Source organism: Pseudoalteromonas sp. MTN2-4 (assembly GCF_042848605.1).
Taxonomy (GTDB): Bacteria; Pseudomonadota; Gammaproteobacteria; order Enterobacterales; family Alteromonadaceae; genus Pseudoalteromonas.
This window is the reverse complement of sequence record NZ_BTGK01000001.1, coordinates 89,505-109,099: the sequence shown is the minus strand read 5'-3', so window position 1 is coordinate 109,099 and position 19,595 is coordinate 89,505. Positions and strand designations below refer to the sequence as shown.

Annotated in this window: 13 protein-coding genes and 11 tRNA genes; 23 read left to right on the top strand and 1 reads right to left on the bottom strand. The window is 40.9% G+C overall.

What is annotated here, in order from left to right:
* Positions 1–106: 106 nt before the first annotated feature.
* Positions 107–688, bottom strand: a complete 582-nt coding sequence (locus ACGHEH_RS00520; RefSeq protein ID WP_390440794.1) for a Fe-Mn family superoxide dismutase — start codon at positions 686–688, stop codon at positions 107–109.
* A 240-nt stretch (positions 689–928) separates the two neighbouring features.
* Between ACGHEH_RS00520 and ACGHEH_RS00515 the strand changes: the two genes are divergently transcribed.
* The 23 genes from ACGHEH_RS00515 to recD all read left to right on the top strand — a co-directional run bounded on the left by ACGHEH_RS00515 (position 929) and on the right by recD (position 19,594).
* Positions 929–1,270, top strand: a complete 342-nt coding sequence (locus tag ACGHEH_RS00515; RefSeq protein WP_390440791.1) for a Grx4 family monothiol glutaredoxin — start codon at positions 929–931, stop codon at positions 1,268–1,270.
* 847 nt (positions 1,271–2,117) lie between these two features.
* Positions 2,118–2,807, top strand: a complete 690-nt coding sequence (gene tolQ / locus ACGHEH_RS00510; protein WP_390440788.1) for a protein TolQ — start codon at positions 2,118–2,120, stop codon at positions 2,805–2,807.
* 1 nt (position 2,808) lies between these two features.
* Positions 2,809–3,234: a protein TolR gene (gene tolR / locus ACGHEH_RS00505; protein WP_390440786.1), complete on the top strand. Its 426-nt coding sequence runs from the start codon at positions 2,809–2,811 to the stop codon at positions 3,232–3,234.
* A gap of 2 nt (positions 3,235–3,236) precedes the next feature.
* The gene (gene tolA, locus ACGHEH_RS00500; protein WP_390440783.1) at positions 3,237–4,175 is read left to right on the top strand and encodes a cell envelope integrity protein TolA; all 939 of its coding nucleotides are present in this window, start codon (positions 3,237–3,239) and stop codon (positions 4,173–4,175) included.
* A gap of 8 nt (positions 4,176–4,183) precedes the next feature.
* Complete coding sequence (gene tolB, locus ACGHEH_RS00495) at positions 4,184–5,542, top strand: Tol-Pal system beta propeller repeat protein TolB (protein WP_390440781.1); 1,359 nt, start codon at positions 4,184–4,186, stop codon at positions 5,540–5,542.
* Between the two features lie 38 nt (positions 5,543–5,580).
* A complete protein-coding gene (gene pal / locus ACGHEH_RS00490; RefSeq protein ID WP_390440778.1) occupies positions 5,581–6,117 on the top strand; it encodes a peptidoglycan-associated lipoprotein Pal in 537 nt (178 codons plus the stop codon).
* 15 nt (positions 6,118–6,132) lie between these two features.
* The gene (gene ybgF, locus ACGHEH_RS00485) at positions 6,133–6,882 is read left to right on the top strand and encodes a tol-pal system protein YbgF (RefSeq protein ID WP_390440775.1); all 750 of its coding nucleotides are present in this window, start codon (positions 6,133–6,135) and stop codon (positions 6,880–6,882) included.
* 150 nt (positions 6,883–7,032) lie between these two features.
* A tRNA-Lys gene (locus ACGHEH_RS00480) sits at positions 7,033–7,108 on the top strand.
* Between the two features lie 24 nt (positions 7,109–7,132).
* Positions 7,133–7,208: transfer RNA gene (locus tag ACGHEH_RS00475), tRNA-Lys, on the top strand.
* 28 nt (positions 7,209–7,236) lie between these two features.
* Positions 7,237–7,312: transfer RNA gene (locus ACGHEH_RS00470), tRNA-Lys, on the top strand.
* 30 nt (positions 7,313–7,342) lie between these two features.
* Positions 7,343–7,418, top strand: a tRNA-Lys gene (locus ACGHEH_RS00465).
* A gap of 26 nt (positions 7,419–7,444) precedes the next feature.
* Positions 7,445–7,520 (top strand) — tRNA-Lys (locus ACGHEH_RS00460).
* 26 nt (positions 7,521–7,546) lie between these two features.
* A tRNA-Lys gene (locus tag ACGHEH_RS00455) sits at positions 7,547–7,622 on the top strand.
* Positions 7,623–7,650: 28 nt separating this feature from the next.
* Positions 7,651–7,726: transfer RNA gene (locus ACGHEH_RS00450), tRNA-Lys, on the top strand.
* Positions 7,727–7,755: 29 nt separating this feature from the next.
* Positions 7,756–7,831, top strand: a tRNA-Lys gene (locus ACGHEH_RS00445).
* A gap of 29 nt (positions 7,832–7,860) precedes the next feature.
* Positions 7,861–7,936, top strand: a tRNA-Lys gene (locus tag ACGHEH_RS00440).
* Positions 7,937–7,964: 28 nt separating this feature from the next.
* Positions 7,965–8,040 (top strand) — tRNA-Lys (locus tag ACGHEH_RS00435).
* Positions 8,041–8,166: 126 nt separating this feature from the next.
* Positions 8,167–9,210 carry a quinolinate synthase NadA gene (gene nadA / locus ACGHEH_RS00430; RefSeq protein ID WP_390440773.1) on the top strand — a complete coding sequence of 348 codons (1,044 nt, stop codon included), beginning with the start codon at positions 8,167–8,169 and terminating at the stop codon, positions 9,208–9,210.
* A gap of 101 nt (positions 9,211–9,311) precedes the next feature.
* A tRNA-Ser gene (locus tag ACGHEH_RS00425) sits at positions 9,312–9,401 on the top strand.
* Between the two features lie 196 nt (positions 9,402–9,597).
* A complete protein-coding gene (locus ACGHEH_RS00420) occupies positions 9,598–10,629 on the top strand; it encodes a GGDEF domain-containing protein (RefSeq protein ID WP_390440771.1) in 1,032 nt (343 codons plus the stop codon).
* Between the two features lie 187 nt (positions 10,630–10,816).
* Entirely contained in the window at positions 10,817–14,101 is a 3,285-nt protein-coding gene (recC, locus tag ACGHEH_RS00415; protein ID WP_390440768.1) for an exodeoxyribonuclease V subunit gamma, read from the top strand.
* Positions 14,088–17,657 carry an exodeoxyribonuclease V subunit beta gene (recB, locus tag ACGHEH_RS00410; RefSeq protein ID WP_390440766.1) on the top strand — a complete coding sequence of 1,190 codons (3,570 nt, stop codon included), beginning with the start codon at positions 14,088–14,090 and terminating at the stop codon, positions 17,655–17,657. The genes recC and recB overlap by 14 nt, the downstream gene beginning before the upstream one ends.
* Complete coding sequence (gene recD / locus ACGHEH_RS00405; protein WP_390440763.1) at positions 17,657–19,594, top strand: exodeoxyribonuclease V subunit alpha; 1,938 nt, start codon at positions 17,657–17,659, stop codon at positions 19,592–19,594. The genes recB and recD overlap by 1 nt, the downstream gene beginning before the upstream one ends.
* Position 19,595 lies beyond the last annotated feature (1 nt).

Here is a 19,595-nt window from a genome sequence, read left to right as displayed (position 1 = left end):
AAATTGCCTAAAAAATCCAGATATTTAATTGATGAATGGCAAAGAGAGAAGTTTTAAAAAGGCGTCCATAGACGCCTTTGATCAGTTATCTGCAATGAAAGAGATATTAAGCCAGGTTGCTGTTAGCAAATTCCCAGTTAACTAGAGCCCAGAAACCTTTTAGGTATTCAGGACGAACATTGCGGTAATCGATATAATAAGCGTGTTCCCAAAGGTCAACAGTAAGGATAGGCGTTACACCCTCTTCTGTTAGAGGAGTCGCTGCATTTGAAGTATTTACGATATCTAGTGAACCGTCAGCTAGTTGTACTAACCAAGTCCAGCTTGAACCGAAGTTGTTTACTGCTTTATCGTTAAAAGCTTCTTGGAATGCTGCGAATGAGCCCCATTTCGCATTAATTAGTTCAGCAACTTTACCAGTTGGCTCGCCACCTGCATTTGGTGCAAGGCTGTGCCAGTAAAAAGTGTGGTTCCAGATTTGTGCTGCGTTATTGAAAACGCCGCCTTCAGAGCTGCGTACTACTTCTTCAAGAGTTTTATCTGCAAAGTCAGTACCTTCAACTAAACCATTTAATTTCACTACATAAGTGTTGTGGTGCTTACCGTGGTGAAATTCTAAAGTTTCTTTAGAAATATGTGGTTCTAGCGCATCGATTGCATAAGGTAATGACGGTAGTTCAAAAGCCATGGTTATCTCCATTTGTTATGTATTTTGCTAATTACGACTGAAACATAGACTACTGAAGTCCAGATTTCTATACGAATTAACTTTATAGTGATACTATAATTCCTGAGTATTTTACTCAAGTTTAGGCAAACAGCAATGGCGTAGATAGAGACTATTTGTTTTATTTGCCAAAAATGCGTGTTTTACCACGCAATGAATTCGATTTTTCATGGCTACGCATCGTCACATAGAGGTTAATAAATGGAAACCATTGATAAAATTAAGCAACAAATTTCTGAAAACCCAATCATTCTATATATGAAAGGCTCACCTAAACTGCCTAACTGTGGTTTTTCTTCACAAGCATCTCAGGCATTAATGGCTTGTGGTGAACAGTTTGCTTATGTTGATATTCTTTTAAATCCAGATATTCGTGCTGAGTTACCTCACTATGCGAACTGGCCAACTTTTCCTCAGCTTTGGGTTGAAGGTGAGCTAATCGGTGGTTGTGACATTATTTTAGAAATGTTCCAAAAGGGTGAGTTACAGCCGTTAATTAAAGAAACTGCTGACAAATATAGAGATGAAAGCGAAAAAGCTTAATCTATTTTAATTAATACCAAGAGCTCGAACTAATGTTCGGGCTTTTTTTTGTCTAAATTTTACTAAAAGAAAATATGGGCAAAAAAAAGCCCGCTAAAAAAGCGGGCAAAACAACAAGTTGAAGGAAGTAATAAGGGAACATTAAATACATAAGGTTGTATTTAAAAAAGCAATACGACAATCAGAAATCATATTGCTAAAAACTGTTTCGGTAAGCTGTCTTACTGGAACGGGAGATATAATACGAGTTCTAGGATTTGTTATCAAACTAGAAAATTTATATCTTTCAGATAAAAAAATCTAATGTGATAGGGGTTTTATTTGTTTTTCACTCTAGCTTAAATCTGCTTAAAAATTGTTATTCATATGATTTAAAAGAAAAAGATATATTTTGAACAAGTTTTTTGTAATTAGTTTTATTGTTGGAAATTGGTATTACCATTTAGGTTTTGAGGGTTTATTCATTTATTTTGAATAAGTGCTTCGATTTATGCATTATCTTCTCATAAATAAGCGCCTATTCATTTTGCTATTTTATTATGTAGCTTTGATTTTGACTGAATAACTATGAGTTACGCTTAATTAAAACTTTGACGACAACATATAAGTTAATTCTAAAGTGGTTTTTGAACAGTAAGCATCAAATTTGAGAAAGGAAACCAGTAGGTTAGTAAGATAAAAATGCTATTAAAACAGTTTGTCGTTAAATCACTTCAATTCGTAGTAATCAGATTGTCAGCGCTGCAATGTCTGGGTAAACTAAATGAACTATTGGCTTGTGGCATTGTCGATGAATAAGCTAATGGCGCTGAATGCCCAAACACAACTATTTTAGGAGTATTACAACGTGGAATCGGGTCTAAATTTCATTGATCTTATATTAAAAGCAAGTTTATTGGTTCAACTGGTTATGTTGACGTTAGTGGGTATGTCGATAGCTTCTTGGGCAATTATTTTTCAGCGCAAGTCAATTATTTCAAAAGCCATGCATGATACTAAAAAGTTCGAACAAAAATTTTGGTCAGGCATGGAACTTAGTAAGTTGTATAACGAAATTAGTGCACGCACAGGTAGTCCAGCAGGTTTAGAAGCATTATTTCTGTCAGGCTTTAAAGAGTTTGCAAGACAAAAGAAAAGTTCGAATCAAAGCACGGGCCTTGTCATTGAGGGTACTCACCGCTCAATGCGCGTGGCACTTTCAAGAGAAGTAGAGAAACTAGAATCAAGTCTTTCATTTTTGGCAACAGTAGGTTCAATTAGCCCTTACATCGGCTTATTCGGTACAGTGTGGGGTATTATGAATGCCTTTATTGCATTGGGTGAAGTGCAGCAAGCAACACTACAAATGGTTGCGCCAGGTATTGCTGAAGCACTTATTGCAACAGCTATTGGCTTATTCGCTGCGATTCCTGCTGTTATGGCGTATAACCGTTTTGCAAAGAATGTAGAAAAGCTTGAAAGTCATTACATTAACTTTATGGAAGAGTTTGCGAATATTCTTCATCGCCAAGCTGCAAATTCGGTAGAGGCCAAGTAATATGTACTTACGTAAAAAACGACGTCCGGTTGCAGAAATAAACGTGGTACCGTACATCGATGTTATGTTGGTACTTCTCATTATTTTTATGGCGACAGCGCCACTGATTACTCATGGTGTAAAAGTCGACTTGCCTAAGATGTCAGAGTCTGATTTGGTGGAAACAAAAGAAGCACCACCTATTATAGCCAGTATTGATGCAGAGGGTCGCTATTACTTGAGTGTAGGCACTGATCCTGAGGCACCTATGGATGCAGTTGAGGTTGCTGCTGTGATCAAACTTAAGCTTCAGCAAAATCCTGAAACCCCTGTTTTAATAAAAGGCTCGGGTCGTGTGTCTTATCAAGAAGTGCTTCTATTAATGGATTTCTTGAAAAATGCAGGCGTTCCGTCAGTAGGGTTAATGACCAAGTCGTTTGAGGAGTAGTGATGGAATCATTAACCAGCGGATTTGTTAAGTCGTTTCTACTTCATATTGCCTTAGGTGGTTTTTTGTTTGCTACGGCAAATTTTGAAATGCCGACACCTACAGTCATGCAGGTTCAGCTAAATCCAGTTGTTGAGGAACAAGAAGAAAAAGTGGTCTCTGCTGTATCAGTTGACCAGAAACTAGTAGAGCAAAAGATTGCTGAACTCAAGCAGCAAGAAGACAATAAAAAACGTGCTGAAGAAAAACGTATCAGAGATCTCGAAAAACGTGCGCAACAAGCCAGAAAAGAGCGAGAAGCTGAAGCGCGTCGAATCAAAAAATTGGAGCAGCAAAGGTTAGCTAAGCTAGAAGAAAAGCGTAAAGCTGAAGCTCAAGCAAAGAAAGCCAAAAAGATTGAAGAGAAGCAAAGAGCGGATGCTGAAAAAGCTCGCGCTGAAAAGCTCGCTGCAGAAAAAGCCGCGAAGGCTGCTTCAGATAAGCGAAAAGCCGAAGAAGATGCATTGCGCAAAGCTGAAATTGCACGTAAAAAACGTGAAGAAGATGAAAAGCGCAGAGCAGAAGAAGCTGAAAAAGCACGTTTGAAGGCTCTTGAAGAGCAACTACTTCAAGAGCAACTAGCACAAGAACAAGCTGCTCGAAATAAACTAAGAAAGCAGCAAGTGATGGGCGAAGTTGAAAAATTTCAGGCACTAATCTCGCAACGCATTCAGTCAAATTTATTGACCGATGAAGCGATGAGAGGTAAAGAGTGTCGTGTAAATATTCGACTTGCTTTTAATGGCTTAGTAACAAGTGTAAAACCTCTAGGGGGGGACAAACTTGTTTGTGATGCTGCACTTAGGGCTATTCGTTTAGCGGATACTTTACCTGTTTCCAAAGATAAAGATGTGTTTGAACAACTCAAGAATATCAACTTAACAATTAAACCAGAACTATAAGGAAAACTATGCTCAAGCGATTCAAAGTATTATTAGTTTGCTTAGTTTTATCTATTCAAAATTATGCTTTTGCGGCTCTTGAAATTGTCATTACCGAAGGGGTAGATAGTGCAAGGCCTATTGCCATCGTTCCGTTTAAATTCGAAGGTGTAGGTGAGTTACCTATGCAATTAAGCGATGTTATTGCAGCTGACTTAACACGAAGTGGTAAATTTAAACCTCTTTCATTTGCAGATTTGCCTCAATTGCCTTCTACAGATGAAGACATTGACTACGATGCCTGGGTATCTAAAGGCGTTGAAGCAGTCTTAGTCGGTTCTATCACTCAACAACCGGGTGGTCGTTACTTGGTTAAGTATGAGTTAATTGATGTGATCAGAGCGCAAATCACCGGTGGCGAAACGCGTATGATGACCAATGGTCAGTTAATGAAAAGTCAGGATCATATTCAAGAGTCTCGCCAGTCGATCATTAATGAAGCGGGTTTTAGAAGTTATGCGCACCAAATCAGTGATGTAGTTTATGAATCACTAACAGGTGAAAAAGGGGCGTTTAGAACTAAAATTGCTTATGTCATTGTACGAGAAAATACAGATAAGCCTTACCAACTGGTTGTAGCGGATTATGACGGCTATAACGAGCAAGTATTGCTTCGCTCAAATGAGCCATTAATGTCGCCAGCTTGGTCTCCAGATGGTACTAAACTGGCTTATGTCACTTTTGAAAACCGGCAATCTCAAATCGTTATGCAAGACCTATATACGGGTAAGCGAGATATCATAACTAGCTACCCTGGTATAAATGGTGCGCCACAGTTTTCTCCTGATGGTACAAAGTTACTTATTGTACTTTCTAAAGACGCAGGTGGTGCAACTGAGGTTTACCTATTAGACTTAAAAACACGAAAAGAAACGCGCTTAACAAAGCACAGAAGTATAGATACTGAACCATCTTGGCACCCGAATGGCAAAGAAATTGTCTATACATCGGAAAGGGGTGGTAATGCTCAGATATATAAGTTAAATTTACAAACTGGTAGATCTAAGCGTGCTACCTTTGATGGCGATATGAACTTAGCGGGTTCAATTACACCAGATGGCAAGCAACTTGTTATGGTGAATAGAACATTAGGAAAGTACCATATTGCGAAAAAAGAATTAAATTCAGGGTTATTCCAGGTGTTAACGCGAACTCGTTTAGACGAGTCACCAAGTATTGCGCCGAATGGCTCTATGATTATGTATAGTACCTTGTACAATAACAAGCAGGTACTAGCTCTGGTTTCGATGGACGGCAGATTCAAAGCGCGTCTACCTGTTACTGATGGACAGGTTAAGGCACCAGCATGGTCACCTTTTTTACAGTAGTTTTACTGGTATAAATTTTTGATATAGGAATATACTCGATGCAACTTAACAAAACCTTAAAAGCTTTATTGGTCGCTTTACCAGTAATGACACTTGCAGCATGTAGCTCATCTTCGAGCGTTGACGAAAGTGCTCCAAATCAAACTAATGGTGCTAACGCATCACAATCTGGTAGCAATGTAGAAGTTAATACTTTAACACCAGAGCAAGCTGCAGCTGAGAAACTACAACAGAAATATGTAGCGCTCCGTCAAGAGCAAATCGTATACTTCGACTTCGATAAATCAAGTATCCGCGGTCAGTATGCTGAGTTACTTCAAGCACACGCTGATTTCTTAGTAAAAAACCCAAGCGTTAAAGTACTAATTGAAGGCCATGCTGATGAACGTGGCACGCCAGAATACAACATTGCACTAGGTGAAAGCCGTGGTAAGTCAGTTGCTAAATATCTACAAAGCCTAGGTGTTTCTGACAGCCAAATCTCTGTAGTGAGCTACGGTGAAGAGAAGCCAATGGTTAAGTCTCGCACTGAAGAAGCTTTTGCTAAAAACCGTCGTGCGGTTCTAGTTTACTAATTTGAAAGAGTGATTATGAAGCCGAAATATATTTTGGCAGCCATAATGATGAGCGGGAGCACCCATGTATGGGCTGCTCCCGCTCCTGTATCTGAGGCTGCAAATTCAACCCAAACAATTGAACAGCGTTTAGCTCAGCTAGAAAGCATGATGAAAACGCGTAACTTGCTACAAGTCGAACTCCAGCAACAACTTAATTTGTTGCAAGATGAAGTATCTCAAGTAAGAGGTGTGACAGAAGAGCAAAGCTATAAACTTGAAAAAGTGTTACAAAGACAACGAGAGCTGTATCAAGAAATTGAAAATCGTGTGTCTAAAGTTTATGAGCAATCAAGTGCGACGACGTCTTCCGATGTTGTGGTTGATAACTCTCAAGCGATCAGCAGCGATTTATCAGAAAACGAAGCCTATGACCGAGCAGTTGCTTTGATCATGAAGGACAAGCGTTATGATGCTGCTATTCCAGAATTACAAAACTTTTTAACCGCTTTCCCTAATTCTGTATATATGCCAAATGCGCATTATTGGTTAGGACAGTTATTTTCTATCAAGAATAACGACGCACAAGCGCGAATTCACTTCCAAGATGTTGTAAGTAATTATCCGAATTCAAATAAACGTCCTGATGCTTTATTAAAGCTAGGTATTATCTTCCAAAAAGAAAATAACTTTGAAAAAGCCAAAGAGTTGCTAAATACTCTTATTAAAGATTACCCAAGTACAACTGCTGCAAAATTGGCCACAGAACGTCTTGGGAAGATGTAATGGCATAATATTTTGCCACTATGGTTTAAAATTAGGCGCTTAGACGTAAAAACTGAAAAAAACTACGCATTTCAGTTGCACTCATTTTTTAAATAAGTATTATAAGCGCCCGCAGCAGGCGATTGATTCAAATTACTTGTTGCACTAAGTGGGTCATTAGCTCAGTTGGTAGAGCAGTGGACTTTTAATCCATTGGTCGATGGTTCAAGTCCATCATGACCCACCACTTATTAAGTTTTGATATCCTTGCGGGTCATTAGCTCAGTTGGTAGAGCAGTGGACTTTTAATCCATTGGTCGATGGTTCAAGTCCATCATGACCCACCATTACTTAATTAAGAACAGATATCCGAGCGGGTCATTAGCTCAGTTGGTAGAGCAGTGGACTTTTAATCCATTGGTCGATGGTTCAAGTCCATCATGACCCACCACTTTTTGATAAGTGTAAGATATCCCCGAGCGGGTCATTAGCTCAGTTGGTAGAGCAGTGGACTTTTAATCCATTGGTCGATGGTTCAAGTCCATCATGACCCACCACTTCTTAATAAGTCTGATATCCGAGCGGGTCATTAGCTCAGTTGGTAGAGCAGTGGACTTTTAATCCATTGGTCGATGGTTCAAGTCCATCATGACCCACCACCTCTTAATAAGTCTGATATCCGAGCGGGTCATTAGCTCAGTTGGTAGAGCAGTGGACTTTTAATCCATTGGTCGATGGTTCAAGTCCATCATGACCCACCACTATTTAAAGTATCTGATATCCTCGAGCGGGTCATTAGCTCAGTTGGTAGAGCAGTGGACTTTTAATCCATTGGTCGATGGTTCAAGTCCATCATGACCCACCACTTATTTAAAGTATCGGGAACCCTTGAGCGGGTCATTAGCTCAGTTGGTAGAGCAGTGGACTTTTAATCCATTGGTCGATGGTTCAAGTCCATCATGACCCACCACTTACTTTAAATATAGATATCCTTTGAGCGGGTCATTAGCTCAGTTGGTAGAGCAGTGGACTTTTAATCCATTGGTCGATGGTTCAAGTCCATCATGACCCACCATCTCAAAATTCTTCATCCCTTTCTGTATGGGTCATTAGCTCAGTTGGTAGAGCAGTGGACTTTTAATCCATTGGTCGATGGTTCAAGTCCATCATGACCCACCATACGCTTAATCTCTTTAGTTCATTAAACTTTAATAATCCTTTACTATTCTCGTCACAGACTAGGATTCTGCTCAGCAATTACGTATAATTCGCCTCAATTTTGCAATGTGCACTGATGGTCGAGAAATGAGTTTAGCAGAACAAATCATGCCAGAGGATTACATCTTTCCTCCAAAGCCGGCGCCACTTAACGACGCCGAAAAAGCTGAATATAAAGCACGTATTAAACAACTTCTAATTGATAAAAATGCTGTATTAGTTGCGCATTATTATACTGATCCTGAGATCCAAGCATTAGCTGAAGAAACGGGCGGCTGTGTCGCAGATTCTTTAGAGATGGCACGCTTTGGTGCAAATCAAGAAGATAAAGACATTATCGTCGTAGCGGGTGTTCGCTTCATGGGTGAAACGGCTAAGATCTTAACGCCGAACAAAACCGTTGTTATGCCAACACTTGCAGCAACCTGTTCACTCGATGTGGGTTGTCCAATTGATGAGTTCTCAAAGTTTTGTGATCAACACCCAGATCGCAAAGTAGTGGTTTATGCGAATACATCAACAGCTGTAAAAGCGCGCGCAGATTGGATCGTAACATCTTCTTGTGCTTTAGAAATTGTTGAACACCTAGACTCTGAAGGTGAAAAAATTATTTGGGGTCCTGATAAGCATCTAGGCTCTTACATTCAGAAGAAAACGGGTGCTGATATGATCATGTGGAATGGTGCATGTATCGTTCACGATGAGTTTAAGACTAAAGCGCTAAAAGATATGAAGGCACTTCATCCAGATGCAGCTGTGTTAGTTCACCCTGAATCACCGGCAGAAATAGTAGATCTTGCTGATGCAGTAGGTTCAACAAGCCAGCTAATTAAAGCAGCACAAGAGATGGACAATCAAAAGTTCATCGTTGCTACTGACCGCGGTATTTTCTACAAAATGCAGCAGTTATGTCCTGAGAAAGAGTTCTTTGAGGCACCAACAGCCGGTGAGGGTGCAACGTGTAAAAGCTGTGCTCACTGTCCTTGGATGGCAATGAACGGTCTTAAAGCAATCGAAGAGGCACTTGTGAGTCCTGAAGGTAAAGAAGTGTTTGTTGATATGGACTTACGTGAAGGGGCGCTGCGCTCTCTAAATCGTATGTTAGATTTCTCTTCGAACTTGAAGAAGTAATCAAATTTGCCGATATGTTAAGCAGTTAGCTTAGAATATCGGTAAAAAAGCTTGCTTAAGTGTGGTGCTTTACTTAGTATAGCTTCGCGCTTAGGCGCAGTGGAGAGGTGGCTGAGTGGCTGAAGGCGCACGACTGGAACTCGTGTATAGGCTAACCCCTATCGAGGGTTCGAATCCCTCCCTCTCCGCCATTTCTTTTCTATTTAAGTTCTGTTTTATTCCCTTACATTGGTACAATGTGTTAAATTCTTTATTCCTATCTTAATGGCTTTCGATTAGAATAACTTCCATCTTTTAAATTAACTTAAATGTCGTTGAGCGAATACTTGCTAACTAATTGACATATTTAGGTTGTTTCGTACTAGTCGATGATCGATTGGAAGTATTATGCAAGAAGAGCTACTTAACTCAGTCATAAAAATAACCAAAACTAGAGATGTTGATTCTCTCGAATATAGTTTGATTTCTACTATTCAAGAGTTTATTGGATGTGAAGAAGTTGGTATTTATAAAGATCTGCAGGTTCAGGGGAAGTTAGTAATTGAACGCAGTTTATGTTTAAAAGTACTACCACATGATGACTTTCTTTGGGAAGACAGAGACGTAGTTCAAGAGCCGCCATCAGAGCTGGTTTCTTGTTTACAATCTGCATGTATCATCACTGTTCAATCTGCAGATGGCACAGAGCGACGCTGGTTGCCTATTACGTTGCAAGAGAAACCAATTGGCGCACTTGCAATTGTGAGTAAGGGGTTAAGCAGCTCAGATCAGGTCTTATTGAATGCTTTTTGCCGTATCTTTGAAAATTATTTAAGTATCTTGCACGAAAATGAACGAGATAAGTTAACAGGCCTTCTCAACCGACAAACGTTTGAAAAGAAGCTAAAGCAGCTGTTAGAAAAACAATTAATAGACCATCACAAGTCAAGCTTTCCAAATGAAAATCGAAAAAGAACTTTAGGTGCGACTTCATGGCTTGCCATGGTAGATATTGATCATTTCAAAAAAGTTAATGACAACTATGGTCATGTCTGCGGTGATGAAGTTTTATTATTGTTAGCGCAAAAAATGCGTCAATACTTTCGCTCCAGTGATTTGATATTCCGTTTCGGTGGTGAAGAGTTTGTTTTAGTTTTTGAGCCATGTGACTTTGATGCAATGAAAGCTAAAATAGATCAGTTTATGGAGCTAATTAGACAAACTCATTTCCCATTTGTAAAAACTATGACTGTTAGCATAGGCATGTCTAGGATCAGCCCTTATGACTTTCCTATAACGGTTTTAGAACAAGCTGATAAAGCGCTTTATTTCGCAAAAGAGAATGGCCGAGATAAGCTGTGCTTCTTTGAGCAACTGATAGACGAACAACTGATTGATGAAAAAAATAGTGATGAAAGTAACGATATAGACTTATTTTAAAGACTAAATTCGTATCAGTTTTTTAATCGCTAAACCCCATAACTTGTTATGGGGTTTAATTTTATCTAGATAAATATTGTTTACTAGATCCTTGTCACTATATTGTTTTTCATAAATAAATTACACTCAGCCCTGTGTTATATTTACCTTGTATTAAACATGCATTGGAACGCAGAGGCTTGTCATCATGTTACATATCATTCAGTCAAATCGCATGGAGGCGTTGCAAGCGCAACTCCATAAAGTATTAGACACCGCGCCTTTAGACAGTATTTTTAGTAAAGAGATTATTCTTGTTCAGTCACCTGGTATGTCGCAATGGTTAAAGCTGGGGGTGAGCCAACATTCAGGTTTGGCTGCGCAACTCGATTTTCCATTGCCTTCAAGTTTTATTTGGCAGCTATATCAGACCTTTCTACCGCAAGTACCAAAAGAGTCGCCTTTTAACAAAGCGAACCTAACTTGGAAGCTAATGACGTTGTTGCCTGAGCAACTCGGTTTATCTGTGTATGAGCCTCTTAAACGTTATTTAGAAGATGATGAAGCTGGCAAAAAGCGTTTTGCTTTGTGTGAAAAAATTGCCGACGTGTTTGACCAATATTTAATGTATCGTCCTGAATGGTTAGACACGTGGGAGTCGGGCATGGACGAGTTGCCAGACGTGGATGTTTCTATTGCGCCTTGGCAGCCTGACTTATGGCGAAAGCTTGTTTTATTAACTGAAGACTTAGGACAAAGTCCTTATCACCGAGCCAACATGCACGGCATGTTACTCGAAGCACTAGCTGGAGCCTCTGCAGAGCAGTTACCCCAGAGAATAAGCTTATTTGGTCTGTCAGCCATTCCAAGTAGCCAGCTTGAGATTTTCCAAGCACTAGCTCAGAAAACCAATGTGTTGCTATTCTTGTTCAATCCGAGTGAACACTATTGGGGCGATGTGGTTGATGAAAAAACACAGGCTAAAATAGCCGCTAAATTTGTAAAATATCCAGAGCTCGAAGCGCAATCAGGGGAATACTTCCAAATCGGTAATCCTCTTCTATCGGCATGGGGTAAGTTAGGCCGTGATTACTTCGAACAGCTACTGCAACTTGACGCCTCATGGATAGACGGTTTTGTCGAAGACTTTAGCGATAACTTATTGGGTAAAGTACAAAAAGAAATTTTCGATTTATCGTTTAAAGGCGAAACCCTAGTCGAAAACACACAGTGGTTTATAAACCAAGAGGGTCAATTATCCATCGAAGAAGATGATAACTCTATTGTGTTTCAAGACTGCCATACGCCACTTCGTGAAATTGAACGCTTACACGACCATATATTAGCTTTGATGCACGAAGATCCAAGCCTTACGCCGAAAGACTTTATTGTTATGATGCCAGATGTAGCTAAATACAGTCCTTATATTGAGGCAGTATTTGGCGGGGCAACTGCAGAGCGCTACATACCTTATTCATTGGCAGACTTAGCCATTGATCAAGAAAAGCCCGTGATCAATTCATTTTTGTCTTTGGTTGATTTACCTTTTAGCCGCTTTGGCGTATCAGATATCTTAGATTTATTTGCTGTTGAGCCAATTGCGAAACAATATCAGTGTAGTGAAGATGAATTTGAGCAGTTCAGATTTTGGCTTGAAGAAGTAGGGGTACGCTGGGGTATTAACGCAGAGCATAAGGCCGAGCATGAACTGCCAAAAATGCAGCTTAATACCTGGCAACAGGGCTTAAATCGTTTATTGCTTGGCATTGCTATGAGCGATGAGTCTTTAGAATTTGAAGGCATTTTCCCAAGCGATCAAGTTGAGGGCATGGCCACTGAGTCACTCAGTAAACTGATTCACTTTATTGATGATTTAATAAGTCACAAAAACACCTTGAGTGAACATAACCCACTTGATATCAAAGCCGAACAGCTCAAATCACTGATAAAGACTTTTTATCACCCAGATTCAGATCAAAGCTGGGATCTGCAAGTGCTCAATAAAGTGATTGAAACTTTACAGACCCACTTTGACAATAAAGACATGCTTGAAGCGGTAAGCCCTGAAATCATCAGTTATTGGGTTAAGCAAGGGGTCGCACAGAAAGGGGTAGGACAACGTTTTCTGGTGGGGGCAGTGAATTTTTGTACACTAATGCCAATGCGTGCTGTGCCGTTCAAAGTCGTTTGTCTACTTGGTTTGAACGACGGTGACTATCCGCGAAGTGTTCAGCCTATAGGTTTTGACCTTGTATCGCAAAGTCAGCGTAAAAAAGGTGACCGTTCACGTAAACTTGATGACAGGTATCTATTTTTAGAAGCATTATTGAGTGCGCGAAAACAACTATTTCTGAGCTACGTGGGTCGATCATGCTACAACAACGAGCCGCAAGTACCTTCAATTTTGGTCAGCGAACTTATTGACTACATTGACCGTTGTTTTTATATCGAAGGTAAAGCGTGTAAACCTTCTGCGCATTTATTAAATCAAGCCACATTGCAGCCATTTTCTACATTAAATTATATTGAGAGCGAGCATCAAAGCTTTAACCCCACTTGGTTGATTTCAATGGCTGCTAAAGAACAGCAGAACAATGAAGACAGAACAAGTTTTAACGAAGACCTGCCAAATCCGTTTGATACAACAGATCATGAAGTAGATATTAATCAATTAATCCGAGCCGTTTTAAACCCTCAAGCAGCGTTTTATCAGCAACGTGTGGGTGTGCGTTTATACAATGCGGAAGAAGTGATTGACGACGATGAACCATTTGCTCTCGATGCTTTGTCTCGCTATCAATATCTTGATGAGTTACTGACAGACTCTCTGAATGATTCAGAAAAAGCGCCTGAGCAACTTTTACAACGAGGCGACTTGCCGCAAGCCGAAGTGGGTAAAGTGCAACTTGGTCAATTACAGCAAAGGATCACCCCTCTAGCTGAGCGTTTAAAAACAACACTCACATCACCATCAGAGCCAGTTGAAATTGATATCGACTGCGGTGCAATAAAACTACAAGGGTGGCTCGATAAACTCTTTGAATCAGAACAAATCTTTTATCGCCCAGCAAGTATTAAAGCCAAAGATAAACTAAGAGCGTTTATTTACCACTGCGCAGCGAGTTGTATGGGCCAATCGGTCACGACTTCTGTTTATGGTTTAGACGAGCAAGTTAGCTTTGCGCCGTTAGAGGCAGAAGAGGCAAAAACCGAGCTACAAAAATGGGTCAATTTTTATATTTCGCTTATGAGCAGTCCGCAACCTTTCTTCGTTGCATCTAGCTATGAATATGCGCTCACTGAAAACATCAACAAAGCGGCCAATAAATTTAACGGTGGCCAATATATCGGCATGGGCGACAGCGAAAACCCTTATGTGGCGCTCGATTTTAAAAACCTATTTGATTTTGAAGCTGAGTTTGTCAGCTTAAGTAAATCACTATTTGGTAAGCTGATAGACCTTGCGAAGGAAGAAAAATATGCAAATGCTTGATCCAACAGTTATGCCTTTGGTTGGGCAAAACTTAATTGAAGCCAGTGCAGGGACGGGTAAAACTTATACAATTACAGGTTTGTATTTACGTTGCTTACTGGGCTTGACCGTACCTGAGCAAGAGAGCACGCCATTAAATGTTGAGCAAATTTTAGTGGTAACCTTCACTGATGCAGCAACTGCTGAGATCAGAGACCGAGTAAGAAAGCGCATCGTCGAAGCGCGCGATGTGTTACTCGGTAAAGAATCAAAAGATGACCTCATTCTGCGAGTGTTAAAAGACGTTAAAGACAAAAAGCAGGCTTTTACGTTACTCGATGCTGCGGCTAAGTCGATGGATGAAGCTGCGATTTATACCATTCACGGTTTCTGCCAGAAAATGCTGAAACAGCATGCTTTTGAGTCGAATATGGGTTTTAACCAAACGTTTGTCCTCGACAGTGCTGATTTAATCGACCAAGCAGTAAAAGACTACTGGCGCAGTTTTATTTACCCGCTCGATACCGATACCACTCAGACTATTTTAGAGCATGTGCCAAACCCTCAATCTCTCAATAGTAAAGTGAGTAAACTGCTGAGTAAGGGCAATATCACCATCACACCGAGTTATGACTTAGATGATGTACTGGCTACTAAAGTGCAATACCAGCAACAAGCACATACATTTAAAAGTGCGTTGTTAGCAAGCGACTTCTTTACCGCGTTAGATAATTCGGGCCTTGCGAAAAATAAAGCGCCTGGGAGAGTAGCCAATATTGCAGCTTTGATTGACTACTGCCAATCGGATAACTGGTATTTTGAATTTGGCTCTGCGAAGCACTCATTCAACTTGTGGAGTGAAGAAACGCTGTCAGACAGTCAGTATTACAAGAAAGGGCAAGCGCCGATGTCGCATCCCTTGCTTAAATCGTTTTCTGAGATGTTTGCACTACACCAAAAGTTACAAGAAGGGTTACCGCTGGCCATAGTGCAACAAGCGGCGAAACAAGTTGCATCATTACTAGAAAAACAAAAACGAAAGCAAGGGGTTTTAACGCCTGATGATTTGCTTACTCAGTTACATGCTGCACTCGCTGCTGAGCAAGGCGAGCTTTTAGCTGAGAAAATTGCCATGCTTTTCCCAATGGCGATGATCGATGAATTCCAAGATACCGATCCCATTCAATATGGTATTTTTCAATCGATTTACGGCACCCGCGAAGCGACTACATTGACCATGATCGGCGATCCAAAACAAGCAATTTATGGGTTTAGGGGCGCAGATATTTTCACCTATATCCATGCCAAAAAGCAGGTGCAAGATACACATCAATATACCCTTGCGACTAATTTCCGATCTGCAAAAGGCGTGGTCGATGCAGTTAACAGTATTTTCAAACAAAATGAAAATAGCTTTATCTATAATAAAGACATTCCGTTTGAAGCCGTGGCTGCAAATGGCAAAAAGCCCGGCGAAGGCTTCGAGCTAAGCAATGAACCAGCAGCGCCATTATGTTTTAGCGTTTTAAAAGATGCCTCTGAGGTAACCAGTAAAGGCGTGGCGCATCCAGCGCTGGCTGAGCTTTATGCTAGTAAAACCGCAACGCTTTTGAACCAAGTACAGCAGGGTGCAGCCACAATCGCAGACAAACCTGTAGCTGCAGGAGATATTTGCTTCTTAGTACGAGATAGAAATGAAGCGGCTTTGATAAAACGTGCTTTAACCAATAAAGGCATCGACAGTGTGTATCTTGCCAGAGAAAGCGTTTTCCAGCAGCCAGTTAGTCAAGCCTTGATGCAATTTTTGTTGGTGCTGCATGGTCCATACGACGAAGCTCTGCTAAGAGGTGTTTTGGCCAGTGATTTATTTGGTTTGAATTACCAGCAAATTTTTGCATTGCAGAACGAGTCAGATAGCCTTAAATCATCCCAAAATCATGTAACGCATAAAACCTGGCAGGAGTACTTGTTACAGTTTTCTAAGCTAAAAGCCTTGTGGTACAAAAAGGGCGTGATGGCGATGCTTGAGCAATTGTTGGTTGAGAACGACCTACCTTTGCTTTGGCAGCAAAAAGGCCATCACGTAGAGCGCTGGTTAACGGACTACCGTCACCTTGCAGAGCTCTTACAACATAAGCAAATTGAACTCGAAGGCACGCAGCGGGTTTTACGTTGGTATGAAAAACAATATACCGAGTCGTTAAGCGATACTGCACAGGTACGCTTAGAAAGCGATGAGAACCTAGTTAAAATCATCACCATGCACGCTTCAAAAGGATTGGAATATCCAATAGTGTATCTACCGTTTGCCAGCGGCTATCGTGAAGCGAGCGAAGCGATTTATCACAAAGACGACGCACTCGTGTATGACTTATCTAAATCCGATGACGCTATGCAGCAGGCTGAAAAAGAGCGTTTAGCTGAAGACATTCGACTGTTATATGTGGCATTGACACGCGCTGTACACCACTGTGATGTAGGCATGTATAACTTAGCCGAAGGGCGCAGTAAAAAGCCGGGTATTACTCGCACAGCCCTAGGCTACGTGCTTTTTGCTCCAGATATTATGACCTCTGCAGAACAATGGCACGCGCGACTTGACGCACTTTGTACAAATGATGCGAATTTAAAGGTCGCTTATTTTGATATTAGTGGTTTGCCAAGCGAAAGCTACACACCAGCTCAACAAGCGCAGACGATTGATTGCGCTGTAAAAGCGGTGTCAGCGAGTATTGAGCGCGACTGGCGAGCAACCAGCTTTAGCCAGCTAACCTATCATCAAGATCATGATGACAGACCATTAGGTGCAATTGATGAAAACCACTTGCTTGATCTACCATTGGCAGAAAGCCAAGAAACCCTAAATGCTTACACCTTTCCAAAAGGAGCCAAAGCGGGTAGCTGTTTACACGAAATTTTTGAATTAATTGATTTTAGCGAGCCAGAAACGCCGCAAGCACCGAACCTGACACTAGAAGAAGCAGTAAAACAGACGCTAGATAAATTCGGTTTTGAAGATAAATGGCAAGCGCCAGTAAAGCATTGGGTGTCAGCGTGTCTCGCATGTAAACTTAATAATAATTTAGCGCTTAAAGACATAACGCCTGCGCAGCGTTTAGTGGAGATGGAGTTTAATTTACCTCTTGCGCCATTAGATCAAGTGACTCTGAATAATATTGTCTCAAACATCACTCAGCATCCGAGTAGCCTTAAATTTGATAATGTCAAAGGGCTTCTAAAAGGCTTTATAGATTTAATCTTCGAGCATCAAGGCAAGTATTATATTCTTGATTACAAATCCAACTATTTAGGCGATGCACCGAGCGACTATGCCAGCGATAACCTAGTGCAAGCCATGAACGCACACCAATATCATCTGCAATATATGATTTATACCGTGGCATTACATCGCCTACTTAAAGCGCGCTTACCTAACTATGAGCCAGAGCAACATTTAGGTGGCGTCTATTATGTTTTCTTACGCGCCATGGGTGACGGAGAAGGGGTGTTCTTTAAACAGCTATCTCTCAGTGAACTTGAACAGTTAGATGCCTTATTTTTACAAGGAGCAGCATAATGGAACAAACCGATTTATTTGCTCAACCCGCATTCACAGCGCCTTTTGATCATCAAAGTTTTATCGGGCTTTTAATCGAGCATGAAAAACTGCTGCACAGCGATCTTGCGCTGGCGAAATTACTCAATGCGTCGAAAATTGATGACGCATTTTATCTAAACTTGCTGCTACTTAGAGCACAAAGACAACAACATAGCTGCTTGGAGTTAGAGCAGATTGATTGGCAAAACCCATTTTCGCTACCAGTAAAATTACAAGGCGAAAATGTGTTAACCGCCCCTTGGTCTGAAGACAAACAAGCTGCGATAAAAGCGTTAGCATCACACACTGCTGTGGGTGACGCTAAACCAATGAGGTTATTGAATAATAACTTATATTTAGCCCGTTATTTTGACTATGAAGCAAGCCTTGCTGAAGCATTCCAAGCGTTGAACAACAACAAAGTGACCTTGAACCTAGACACACTGACTGAATTACTCAATCACTTCTTTGATGATCAAGATGATATCGATTGGCAAAAAGTGGCGTGTGCGATGGCTGCATTAAATCGTTTTTGTGTGATCACTGGCGGCCCAGGCACAGGTAAAACCACTACAGTCACTAAGTTGTTGGCAATTTTACAGTCATTATATCGCAGTGCACCGCTGAGTATTAAGCTGGTTGCGCCAACCGGTAAAGCTGCTGCTCGCCTAACTGAATCTATGATAGGCGCGAAGAAAAAGTTAATCGAAAGCGGCATGATAGATGACGAGTTGTTTGATTTGTTGCCAGAGCAAGCGCAAACCATTCATCGCTTACTTGGGGTTGTGCCACATACTCATCACTTTAGGCATAACGAGCACAATCCGCTGCACTTAGACCTACTTATTGTCGATGAAGCGTCGATGATAGATTTACCCTTGTTAAGCAAATTAGTCAAAGCATTACCATCTCATGCGCGCTTAGTTTTACTTGGTGACAAAGACCAATTGGCCTCAGTCGATACCGGTAATGTGCTAGGGGATTTATGTGAGCATCTAAAGTTGGGCGAGCAGCCCCATTACTCACAAAACTGTGTAAACGCACTTAATCAAATTTGTTTTAGTAATGCGACAAAATTGCACGAAAAGCCGAGTCACTTTTTACTCTCTGATAACATTGCATTTTTACAACAGAGCCATAGATTTAATGCTCAAAGTGGTATTGGTCAGTTGGCACAAGCGGTGAACAATAACGATCAGAAGCATTTACAGCAGACAATTCAACATGGCTTTGAAGATTTAGAATTGTATGACTTCAGTAATGATGCCTATCACGCGTTAATCGACAGAGCAACAGGGCATTACCAAAACTACTTACGCCTTATTCAAGGTAAATCCATCTTGAATGCCGAAGATGTGCAAGCAGTGCATCATGCTTTTAGCCAGTACCAGTTACTTGCAGCGGTGAAAGAAGGCCCTTACGGGGTAAACGCACTAAATCAACGTATTGAGCAGAGACTGCATCAAAGTGGTTTAATTGATTTAACGCAGCGCCAATATGCGGGCTTGCCAATTATGATCACCCAAAACGACTATCAGCTGAATTTATTCAATGGTGATATTGGGATTTTAGTCAATTATCAATCAAATAGTTCAGCATCGGCGAGTTTAAAAGCTGTGTTTGTTGATGAGCAAGGTCATGTTCGGGACTTCTACCCGAATAGACTACCTAGGCACGAGAAAGTGTACGCCATGACCATACACAAATCTCAGGGGTCTGAGTTTGCACATACCGCAATGTTGTTACCACCAATGCAAAGAGCACATTCAGGGATCAACCGGCAGCTAGTTTATACTGGGATCACGCGAGCAAAACAAAAATTTGAGCTGGTGGCACAAATGTCGGTTTTAACTCTTTCAATGTCTAGACAGTTGCAACGCTGTTCTGGTTTAAGGCAGAGATTGCAGACAAGTTAGC

What these genes read in the sequence shown, in the direction of transcription:
- recD (WP_390440763.1), top strand. Translation starts at nt 17,657, where the DNA reads ATGGAACAAACCGATTTATTTGCTCAACCCGCATTCACAGCGCCTTTT.
- ACGHEH_RS00420 (WP_390440771.1), top strand. Translation starts at nt 9,598, where the DNA reads ATGCAAGAAGAGCTACTTAACTCAGTCATAAAAATAACCAAAACTAGA.
- pal (WP_390440778.1), top strand. Translation starts at nt 5,581, where the DNA reads ATGCAACTTAACAAAACCTTAAAAGCTTTATTGGTCGCTTTACCAGTA.
- recB (WP_390440766.1), top strand. Translation starts at nt 14,088, where the DNA reads ATGCAAATGCTTGATCCAACAGTTATGCCTTTGGTTGGGCAAAACTTA.
- tolB (WP_390440781.1), top strand. Translation starts at nt 4,184, where the DNA reads ATGCTCAAGCGATTCAAAGTATTATTAGTTTGCTTAGTTTTATCTATT.
- tolA (WP_390440783.1), top strand. Translation starts at nt 3,237, where the DNA reads ATGGAATCATTAACCAGCGGATTTGTTAAGTCGTTTCTACTTCATATT.
- ACGHEH_RS00520 (WP_390440794.1), bottom strand. Translation starts at nt 688, where the DNA reads ATGGCTTTTGAACTACCGTCATTACCTTATGCAATCGATGCGCTAGAA.
- tolR (WP_390440786.1), top strand. Translation starts at nt 2,809, where the DNA reads ATGTACTTACGTAAAAAACGACGTCCGGTTGCAGAAATAAACGTGGTA.
- recC (WP_390440768.1), top strand. Translation starts at nt 10,817, where the DNA reads ATGTTACATATCATTCAGTCAAATCGCATGGAGGCGTTGCAAGCGCAA.
- nadA (WP_390440773.1), top strand. Translation starts at nt 8,167, where the DNA reads ATGAGTTTAGCAGAACAAATCATGCCAGAGGATTACATCTTTCCTCCA.
- ybgF (WP_390440775.1), top strand. Translation starts at nt 6,133, where the DNA reads ATGAAGCCGAAATATATTTTGGCAGCCATAATGATGAGCGGGAGCACC.
- ACGHEH_RS00515 (WP_390440791.1), top strand. Translation starts at nt 929, where the DNA reads ATGGAAACCATTGATAAAATTAAGCAACAAATTTCTGAAAACCCAATC.